This is a genomic window from Martelella mediterranea (assembly GCF_004342225.1).
GTDB lineage: Bacteria > Pseudomonadota > Alphaproteobacteria > Rhizobiales > Rhizobiaceae > Martelella > Martelella mediterranea_B.
Window position 1 is genome coordinate 1 of sequence record NZ_SMAR01000061.1, and the last position, 9,501, is coordinate 9,501.

At 62.7% G+C, this 9,501-nt stretch carries 8 protein-coding genes; 2 read left to right on the forward strand and 6 right to left on the reverse strand.

The features are described from left to right. Positions 1-177 precede the first annotated feature (177 nt). Both EDC90_RS19715 and scpB read left to right on the forward strand, forming a co-directional pair. Complete coding sequence (locus tag EDC90_RS19715; RefSeq protein ID WP_132314242.1) at positions 178-1,131, forward strand: DUF1403 family protein; 954 nt, start codon at positions 178-180, stop codon at positions 1,129-1,131. Between the two features lie 2 nt (positions 1,132-1,133). After that, positions 1,134-1,847, forward strand: a complete 714-nt coding sequence (gene scpB, locus EDC90_RS19720) for an SMC-Scp complex subunit ScpB (RefSeq protein WP_132314243.1) — start codon at positions 1,134-1,136, stop codon at positions 1,845-1,847. A 404-nt stretch (positions 1,848-2,251) separates the two neighbouring features. Here scpB and EDC90_RS19725 read toward each other — a convergent pair whose 3' ends face one another. The 6 genes from EDC90_RS19725 to EDC90_RS19750 are packed head-to-tail and all read right to left on the reverse strand — an operon-like array spanning position 2,252 to position 9,312. Then, complete coding sequence (locus tag EDC90_RS19725; protein WP_132314244.1) at positions 2,252-2,845, reverse strand: methyltransferase family protein; 594 nt, start codon at positions 2,843-2,845, stop codon at positions 2,252-2,254. After that, positions 2,845-3,114 (reverse strand): DUF2933 domain-containing protein, encoded by a 270-nt coding sequence (locus tag EDC90_RS19730; RefSeq protein WP_079921059.1) that lies wholly within the window; start codon positions 3,112-3,114, stop codon positions 2,845-2,847. The genes EDC90_RS19725 and EDC90_RS19730 overlap by 1 nt, the downstream gene beginning before the upstream one ends. A 15-nt stretch (positions 3,115-3,129) precedes the next feature. After that, positions 3,130-5,424 (reverse strand): copper-transporting P-type ATPase, encoded by a 2,295-nt coding sequence (locus EDC90_RS19735; protein ID WP_245511149.1) that lies wholly within the window; start codon positions 5,422-5,424, stop codon positions 3,130-3,132. A 56-nt stretch (positions 5,425-5,480) separates the two neighbouring features. After that, complete coding sequence (locus EDC90_RS19740; RefSeq protein WP_018065791.1) at positions 5,481-6,428, reverse strand: ribose-phosphate diphosphokinase; 948 nt, start codon at positions 6,426-6,428, stop codon at positions 5,481-5,483. Continuing rightward, entirely contained in the window at positions 6,425-7,933 is a 1,509-nt protein-coding gene (locus tag EDC90_RS19745; RefSeq protein WP_132314245.1) for a thymidine phosphorylase family protein, read from the reverse strand. Before EDC90_RS19745 ends, EDC90_RS19740 begins: the two co-directional genes overlap by 4 nt. Then, entirely contained in the window at positions 7,930-9,312 is a 1,383-nt protein-coding gene (locus EDC90_RS19750) for an MBL fold metallo-hydrolase RNA specificity domain-containing protein (protein WP_132314246.1), read from the reverse strand. Before EDC90_RS19750 ends, EDC90_RS19745 begins: the two co-directional genes overlap by 4 nt. Positions 9,313-9,501: the final 189 nt, after the last annotated feature.

The window sequence follows — 9,501 nt, forward strand, 5'->3', positions numbered from 1 at the left end:
TGGCGTGCGGATCGGCGTCGTTTTCGGACATTGAGGGCCTCGAAATGGGCTTTTTCTTTATAATGAGTATTATGAACGATAATACAACATTATCATTCATAATGACAAAAAGACAAGCTGTGCGGTTTGTGTCGAATTCAATGGCATTAACTGCTCTTATCCTGTAGCTTCGGTGCTATGGATTCGCGCGCAACCACACCTGCCAACACCGTCACGCCCGCCGCGGCCATGCTGGGATGGACGAGTCCGCGCGGACGCGATGCCACCGAAGCCGATGCCGCCTTCTCCGCCGATATCGCCCTGAAATCGCTCGATGATCTTGTCCGATCGGAACCCGCTTGGGTCGGCTGCTGGCGTTCCCGTCAGGCCCTGAAATGCGCCGCATCCGCCATCCGCCTGATCGGACGCAACGAGGACGAGGCGGCGCTGCGCGACGCCGTTCTACTCACCGCCGCCGGTGACGATCCGGGCCCCGCTGGCAAGATGGTTTTGGCCTACAAAAGGCTCGCCACCCGAAAACCCGGTTTTTCCGTAAAACAGGTCGCCGATCTTGCCGATCTGATGGGGCTCGCCTTTGACGACCAGCTCGCCGCTCTCCCAGAGCTGGCGGAAACCGCACTCCAGTCCGGACGCGCCGTTCCCTTTGTCGTGGCTGAACTCGTCTCGGCCATCTACCGCGACCGCCCCGATGCCGAACCTTTGGCCTGGGCCCTGGCCGACATGATGATCGCAACCCTGTTGAAGTGGGACCGGCCCGTGCCTTTGACGATGGCGGAGCGTTACGGCCCTGCGTTTCGGACCATCGGGGGCAGGGGGCGTGTGCGGCCGGGTAAACCGGCGTTCGCCCGTGCTGTCTGCCTCGCACTTGCTGATGGAGCCGGGGCCGCATTGCGGGCAGCAGATACGATCGCGCGCCGGGCGGATGTTCTTGTGACCATGGCGCCGAAGGTGCGGACCAAAGGCGCGGACCCCGTCATTCAAAAACTTTTGGACGAGGATGCGATGCCGGCGAGCGCACCCGGCAGCAATCTTTCCCGCTGGGCGGCAAGCCGCCTGTTCGAACGGCTCGAAAGTTTCGGCGCCGTGCGCGAATTGTCGGACCGTCCCTCTTTCCGGATTTACGGGTTGTGACGATGGCCGGAACAGCAGAGAACAGGCCGTCCCGCCGCAGGAAAGCGAACGCCGCAGATCGAAAGGCGGGAGGCGAACGTCTCTTTGATCGTGAACTGGATCAGTTCCCGCCCGATCTGCGCTGGCGGGAATGGATGCTCCGCGTCGAGGCCGTGATCTTCGCCGCCGCCGAGCCGGTCACCCGCGAGACGCTGGCTCGCGTGGTCGGCAAGGACTGCAGCATCGATCTCCTGATCGACGATCTCCGCGAAGAACTCACCGGCCGGCCCTACGAGATCGTCCCGGTCGCCGGCGGCTGGCAGCACCGCAGCCGCCCGGCCTATGCCGACGCCATCCGCGCCTCGGCCGCGCCAACCCGAGGCGGAATGGCCGCGCTCTCTGAGTTCGAATCCACGGTGCTGATGGCCATCGGCTACTTCCAGCCCATCACCCGCGCCGAACTCTCAAAAATCTTCGGCAAGGAGGTCAGCCGCGACACGATCGGGTCCCTGCGCGACGCCGCTCTCATCGCCTCCGGTCCCCGCAGCCCAACGCCGGGCGCGCCGTATACCTACGTCACCACCCGGCACTTCCTCTCCGCATTCGGGATGGAGACGCTCCGCGATCTGCCGGATATCGAAGCGCTGGAGGATGCCGGATTGCTCAGCAGAGCCGCCGTGCAGGAGGAGGCGATGGCGGCCCAGGTCGAGGGCAGTGAGTCCGTCATCACCGCATAATCACTTCACTTGCGGTCACAGTCTCAGATGAGCATGTCTCCTGAGTTTAGAAGCAATTTTGCATTGTAGTTCTCGTTTTTCCCAATATGGTTACTAGCGAAGCGCATTTCTTGTGCGCAACGTTTGGGGGGACTTAATGCACGCGATTCTGCGCGCGAGCGACAATGGTCTCAGTGTTGCCTATGGCACCTGATACCTCTCCCTACTCGGCTGCGCCGCAAGGCTTAGGTTACATCTACCAGCCTCGATTCGCGCTACTTAAGATTTTAGATCTTCCCGAGAGCAGTGTAAGCGTTGCAATTGCCCCCTCTGATTGGGGCTATCGAAGCCAAATCGGCGGATGGTAATTTCTCCCTACCTTTGAAATCAGGAGGGAAGAATGGCGTCAGTGGACATCTGGGGCTTCAAGGTCGGGCTCTCGACCGATGGCAGGAAAATCTGGCCGAAGTCGATAAAGCGTGAAGCCGTGCGTACATCCAGACCAGCACCGGGAACATCGCGAGCGTCAGGAGGGTCGGCCATTGCACGAGAAAACCCAGCATGATCAGCACGAACCCCACATACTGGGGATGGCGAATGCGGGCATAGGGGCCTGTCGTCGCAAGCAACCCCTGACGCTGCGCGTTCCACAGATGGTACCATGCCACGGATATGAGCCAGAAGCCGCCGCCGATAAAGACGAAGCTCAGGAGGTGGAACGGCCCGAAATGCGGGTTCGATTGCCAGCCGAACATCATTTCGGGGAGATGTCCGCTGTCGTGGGCAAACCAGTCTACCTCCGGCCAGGTCGATTGCAGCCAGCCGGAAAGAAAGAAGATGGTCAACGGGAACCCATACATCTCGGTGAAGAGAGCTACGACAAAGGCGCTGAACGCTCCAAAACTGCGCCAGTCGCGTTTTGTCTGCGGCTTGAAGAAACTGAAGGCGAAAATGATGAACACCGCCGAATTGATAAATACTAGCAGCCAGAGTCCATAGGAAGCACCTGCATCGGTCATTACTGGTCGTCTCCCTTACCGTGCCCGCCGTGGCCTCCATGACCGCCGTGCATAAAGAAGTGCATTCCAACGCAAAGCAGCAATGGCAGCCAGATCAGCAATCCGCTGCTCAGGATGTGCACCCGGTGCTCGTAACCCAGGAGAAGGCCGCCAACTGCCAGCGCAACGATCAGATAGATGCCGGCGCGTGATCGCCAGAATGAGGGCGGGCGGGGGGCATGCTCCGATTGACTTTGATTAACATGTGATGGATCAGGTTGATGGGTCACGTTGTGGCTTCCTTTCTAGATCTTTGCGCCGCGAAGGCGCAGCGAATTGAGCACCACCGAGATCGACGAGGCGCTCATGGCGAAGGCGGCAAACATCGGGCTGATGAGGATGCCGAAGAACGGAAACAGCACCCCCGCCGCGACAGGCACGCCAGAGGCGTTGTAGATCAGCGCGAAGAACAGGTTCTGCCGGATATTACGCATGGTGGCCCGTGCGAGCCGCCGTGCGCGCACGATACCGTCGAGGTTGCCCTTGACCAGTGTGATGCCCGCGCTTTCGATGGCCACATCGGCCCCGGTGCCCATGGCAATGCCGACATCGGCCTGTGCCAAGGCCGGTGCGTCATTGACGCCATCGCCGGCCATCGCGACCTTGCGGCCCTGCTGCTGCAATTCCTTGATGATCCGTGCCTTGTCCTCCGGCAGCACATCGGCCCGGATCTCGTCTATGCCCAGACGCGCGCCGATGGCCTTGGCCGTGCGTTCGTTGTCTCCGGTCGCCATGATAACGCGGAACCCCAATTCATGCAGATCCTTGATGGCGGCGGGTGTGGTTTCCTTCACCGGGTCAGCGACCCCGACAAGACCGGCGATCTTGCCATCCAGCACCACGAACATTACTGTCTCGCCCTCGTCGCGACGGGCATTTGCCTTGGCGGTCAGGTCGCCCGCCTCAAGGCCAAGGTCCCGGATCATCGCCAGATTGCCGAGCGCGACCGCTTTGCCGTCGACGACCCCCTTGACGCCCTTGCCGGTGACCGCCTCGAAGTCGTCGGCATTCGCCATCTTCACATCGCGCTCTTCCGCGCCGCGCACGATGGCCTCGGCAAGCGGGTGTTCCGATCCGCGCTCCAGCGATGCGGCGAGACGCAGGACCTCGGCCTCGTCGTGACCGGGTTGCGGCAGGACGGCGACAAGCTGCGGCTTGCCCATCGTCAACGTGCCGGTCTTGTCGACGATCAGGGTATCGACCTTCTCGAACCGCTCCAGCGCCTCGGCGTTCTTGATAAGTACCCCGGCCTGGGCCCCCCGCCCCGTCGCCGTCATGATCGACATCGGCGTGGCGAGGCCGAGCGCACAGGGACAGGCGATGATCAACACGGCGACAGCCGAGATCAATGCGTAGGACAGCGCAGGCGCGGGCCCCCAGATCGCCCATGCGATGAAGGACAGGAGCGCGATACCGATCACGGCCGGAACGAAATATCCCGCCACTTTGTCGGCATACTTCTGGATCGGTGCGCGCGACCGTTGCGCGTTGGAGACCATCTCGACGATCTGCGCCAGCATCGTGTCGGATCCGACCCGCGTCGCCTCCATCACGAGGCTGCCGGTGCCGTTGATGGTGGCACCGGTCAACGGGTCGCCCTCGGTCTTCTCGACTGGCACGGGTTCTCCGGAGATCATGCTTTCGTCGACTGAGGACCGGCCTTCCAGAACCACGCCATCTACCGGCACCTTGTCTCCGGGACGCACGCGCAGCCGGTCGCCGACCTGCACATCCTCCAGCGGAATCTCCTCTTCGGATCCGTCGTCCCGGATGACCCGCGCGGTCTTTGCCGCCATGTCGAGAAGCGCGCGGATCGCCTTGCCAGTGCCTTCACGGGCGCGCAATTCCATCACCTGGCCAAGCAGCACAAGCGTCACGATCACCGCCGCCGCCTCGAAATAGACGCCGACATGACCTTCGGCGTCGCGAAATCCGTCCGGGAATATGCCGGGTGCCAGAACGGCGACGACGCTGAAGAGCCAGGCCGCGATTACCCCCATACCGATCAGGGAGAACATGTTGAGATTCATCGTCCGGAACGAATTCCAGCCCCGAACCAGAAACGGCCAGCCGCACCAAAGAACAACCGGGGTTCCGAGAACCAACTCGATCCAGAGGGTTGCGCGCTCGCCGAAAATCTCTCGCACTTCCGGGAAGCCGAGATAGGGACCCATGGTGAGGATCAGAAGCGGAATGGTCAGTACCGTGCCAACCCAGAAACGCCGGGTGAAATCCACCAGTTCGGGGTTCGGGCCGTCGTCCATCGGGACCCCGGACTCAAGCTCCAGCCCCATTCCGCAGATCGGGCAGGAGCCGTGCTCGACCTGGCGAACCTGCGGGTGCATCGGACAGGTGTAGACGGCGCCGTCATAGCCCTCCGGGACGGTATCGTATCTGCCGTCCGCCGGGGCGGCACCAGCGTTATGGTCATGACCGTGGTGATCATGCCCGGCATGGCTGTCGAGCTCCGCCTCGGGCACAAGATGCATCCCGCATTTCGGGCAATCGCCCGGACCGTTCTGCCGTACCTCAGGGTGCATCGGGCAGGCGTAAATGTTGGATTCGGTTTCATGTGAAGCATGGCTTACTTGGTCGTTCATTCGGTTGTCCTCTCGGCGTGATTCGGGTCCAGCCTAATTGTTCCGGCAACTGGAAGGTCAAGGGCTGTCACCACAGAAAGGATCGCTTCGGCCAATAAACCGGCAATTCCGATCGCATTCGTTGGATGGGGTATGGTGTCGGTGGTGATGATCCTTGCCGCACCAGCCGACAGAATGGCGTCCTGAGCGCCGTGCGCAAAGACCGCATGGATAGCCAGGCAGACAGGCGCGGCGGTTCCGGCCGCAAGCAACCTTTCGACGGCACGAGCCATCGTGGACCCCGAAGACGCGATGTCGTCGAGGATCATCGGTGTGCCTTCGCGCAGCGCCGCGCTTTCGGGCACACTGACATCGACACTGCGGTCACCGGATCTCACCTTGCGCAAGACCTCATAGGGCCGTCCGGCCAGCCGGGCCACCTCAGCCACCCATTGTTGGCTTTCGCTGTCAGGGCCCAGAAGAACGGCGTCTGGCAGGTTCGTGCTGATCCAGGTCGCAAGCAGCGGGGCGGATACGGCGCGAATGGCAGGCATCGGGAAGACATTTTGCAGCCGCGCGATGCGGTGCAGATGCGGATCCACGGTCACCAGCCAGTCGAAACTTTCCCCCAGGAATTGCGCGAACAGCGGTGCGCTTACCGCCTGCCCGCGCTCGAAGCGATGGTCCTGCCGCATGTAGCCAAGATAAGGCGCGATCAATCCGACGCGACGCGCGCCCATCTCGCGCGCCGTCGCCGCGGCGAAGCGCAAGGGCAGGGCAAGGCGATCGGGATCGCGCAAAGTCGCCAGAAATGCCACATCGGCCCCGTCCAGATCGCCGGGCAGCGAAATCAGGCTTTCGCCATCGGGGAAGTGGTGCCAGCCGAGAGCGAGCAGGTCCGCCCCAAGCGCGAGTGCCAGGTCTTCGGCAAGCGGCCTCATCTCGGGAAACGCGACAAGGATCATGACACTGCCTCGGACAGCGTCAGCACGCCGGTCTGGGACTCGGCATAGGCCAGGGCATAGGCCAGTTCGCCTGGTGTCTCGGCATGGAGTTCATAGAGCGGCTGGCCCTTGTCCATATGATCCCCGATCCGCACCAGAAGGCGGACGCCTGCGCTCTTCTGACGCGGGGCACCGGCCAGCTTGGCGATGCGTGCGATGCGTCGGTTGTCGATGGCGGTCAACTGGCCCGCATGGGGGGCGCGTATTTCGATCTGCTGCGCTGCGGTTCCGGGTTCGCGGAAACCGCCCTGCGCCGCGCAAATTGCCATGAACTTTGCCTCCGCTGCACCACTATCGAGAAGCGACTGCGCGCGGACCCGACCCTGCCCCACAACGGCGTCCGGTGCCAGGTCTAGAAGATGTCCGGCCAGATCCAGCGCCCGTGCGCGCAGATCGACAGGCGCGTCCGGCGCGCGCCGCAGAACCGCCAGCACGTCCATGGCTTCCAATGCCGGGCCGATGCCGCGTCCCACAGGAGCCATGCCGTCGCTGATATGCAGCGCCAGGTTCAGACCCAAGGCCTTGGCCACCGAAGACAGCCGTATCCCGAGAGCCTCCGCCGCTCCGGCAGACCGCACCTTGGCCGTTGGTCCGACCGGCATGTCGATCAGAACATGGGTGGCACCGGCGGCCGCCTTTTTCGACAGTACGCTCGCAACGAGTTGATCGGTGGAGTCGAAATCGAGGGGGCGTTCGACACGGATGAAATGATCGTCGGCAGGACTGAGGGCGAGCCCGCCACCCCAGACGAGGCAACCGCCCTCGGCTTCGACCACCCGGCGCAGCGCGGCGGCGTCAAGCGCGACGGGCGCCATGACCTCCATCGTGTCGGCCGTCCCCGCCGGCGAGGTGATCGCCCTGCTGGACGTCTTGGGGAACAGATACCCCGCCGCCGCGACGATGGCGACGACGATGGGTGTCGTGCGGTTGCCCGGCAATCCGCCGACGCAATGCTTATCGAGGACAGTGTGCTGCCCCCAGTCGAGCGTCTGCCCTGCTTCCTTCATGGCGCGGGTCAGCGCCACGGTTTCGGCCTCGTTCAGCCTGTCGCCGGCGCAGGCGGTCACGAAGGCGGCAAGGTCGAGATCCGAAAGCCGACTGTTGAGAGTGTCGCTGACGATTCCTGCGAAACCGGCCTGATCCAGTCTTTCGCCATAGGCTTTCGCCCGGATCATAGACGCGGAAGCGGGCGGTTCAGGGTGCGAGAAAGCGGCGTCGTCTCCAATCTCAGCGCCAAGCGCGGCCCAGGCGGAAACGGACAATGCCGCCTGGTCCACGGCAAGCCATGCTCCGCGGCCGACGACATTCAGGGTCGCGATGATCCAGCGGTCCTTCAGGTCGATCCGTATGCGTGTCTGGGCAGCAAACCCCTCGGAACGGCAGATGTGACAGTCTTCATGCATATAGACGACCGGCTGCCGGTAGGTGTCGATGCCGGAGGAAACGAGGGCAAGCGTTTCGGTCATCGCGGCCTGTCCAGGTAGACGGGTTCGAGATGTTCGGGCACGCGCACGGATCGCCCTAGCTCGTGTTCGACGCGAAATCGCAGGGTATCGGCGGCGACAGGTTCCCCATGGGTGAGATAGGTCATCTCGGGGGCGGGACCGGCGGACATCCAGCGCAGGATCTCATCGGCATCGGCATGTCCGGAAAAGGACTGGAGCTGAACCACTTCGGCCTCGATCGGGAACTCCCGTCCGAACATGCGCAATGTCCGCGCGCCTCCGGCCAGCGCCGCGCCGCGCGTGCCACCGGCCTGGAAACCGGAGAGCAAGATCGCGTTCCGCCGATCGCCGCCGAAGCTGGCCAGATGGTGCAGGATACGCCCGCCGGTCAGCATTCCGCTGGCGGAGACGATGATCATCGGGCCCTGGCGCGTGTTCAGCTCCTTGGATTGCTCGACCGTGTTTACCCTCTTGGCGATCTCGAACATCGCAATGCAGTCTTCGCGGCTGACGTGGTGCTCGGCGTGATGACGGTGATAGATCTCGGTCGCATTCACCGCCATCGGGCTGTTGAGGAACACCGGGACATAGGGAATATCGCCGCGCTCCATCAATCGCGCAATGTGCAGCATCAGCCCCTGCACCCGTCCGACGGCAAAGGACGGGATCAGCACCGTGCCGCCGCGGGCAAAGGTGCGTTTGAGGATCGGTGCCAGTTCGGCTTCTGGGTCCACGTCGGAATGGGACCGGTTGCCATAGGTGGACTCGCAGACCAGAACATCTGCTCCGCCGAATGGCTGGGGCGGTCGCATCAGCGGATCGGGATCATGGCCCAGATCGCCGCTGAAATGGACAACCCTGCCGCCGACCTCAAGCCGGATCTGCGCCGCCCCGAGCAGATGCCCCGCCGGAATGAAACGGGCCGCGATGCCGTCGCCTAAATCTATTCGCCGGTCGAACGGTTGAAGATCAAAGCGGTCCAGCGCGGCCTTTGCATCCTTGAGCGTATAGAGCGGTTTTGGCTTCTTGTGTTTGGAATATCCCCTCCGCGCGGCAAAGCGCGCCTCTTCTTCCTGGATATGGCCGCTGTCGGGCAGAATAAGCCCGCACAGATCTGCCGTTGCTTCTGTGCAAAGAACCCGCCCGCGAAACCCCGCCCGGATCAGTGTCGGCAGATATCCCGAATGGTCCAGATGAGCATGGGTGAGCAGCACAGTGTCGATGGTGTTGACACGCACAGGGAAAGGTTTGCGATTGCGCGCCCGCAACTGCTTGAAGCCCTGGAACAGCCCGCAATCGACCAGAATGCGCCGCCCCAGGGCCTCGACCAGATAGCGCGATCCCGTCACCGTCCCGGCGGCGCCAAGAAAGCGCAGTTTCGGACGTGCGGTCGGGATCATGTCGCTGTTCCCCTTGCCGCGATGGCGTTGTAAAGGCCGCCGAAGTGTTGATTTCTGCTGAGAAGTGACCCTGTAGGCTGGGGGGGTGCGGACAAAAACTTGGACTAAGAGGAGTTAGTTCATGTATTCATACGACGATAGAATGCGAGCAGTGTCGCTTTACATCAAGCTCGGCAGGCGTGTCGGGGC

Bases quoted from the DNA above. Each gene is read 5' to 3' on its own strand.
- EDC90_RS19725 (WP_132314244.1), bottom strand. From the start codon at position 2,845: ATGACCGATGCAGGTGCTTCCTATGGACTCTGGCTGCTAGTATTTATC.
- EDC90_RS19750 (WP_132314246.1), bottom strand. From the start codon at position 9,312: ATGATCCCGACCGCACGTCCGAAACTGCGCTTTCTTGGCGCCGCCGGG.
- EDC90_RS19745 (WP_132314245.1), bottom strand. From the start codon at position 7,933: ATGACCGAAACGCTTGCCCTCGTTTCCTCCGGCATCGACACCTACCGG.
- EDC90_RS19740 (WP_018065791.1), bottom strand. From the start codon at position 6,428: ATGATCCTTGTCGCGTTTCCCGAGATGAGGCCGCTTGCCGAAGACCTG.
- EDC90_RS19735 (WP_245511149.1), bottom strand. From the start codon at position 5,424: ATGCACCCTGAGGTACGGCAGAACGGTCCGGGCGATTGCCCGAAATGC.
- scpB (WP_132314243.1), top strand. From the start codon at position 1,134: ATGGCCGGAACAGCAGAGAACAGGCCGTCCCGCCGCAGGAAAGCGAAC.
- EDC90_RS19715 (WP_132314242.1), top strand. From the start codon at position 178: ATGGATTCGCGCGCAACCACACCTGCCAACACCGTCACGCCCGCCGCG.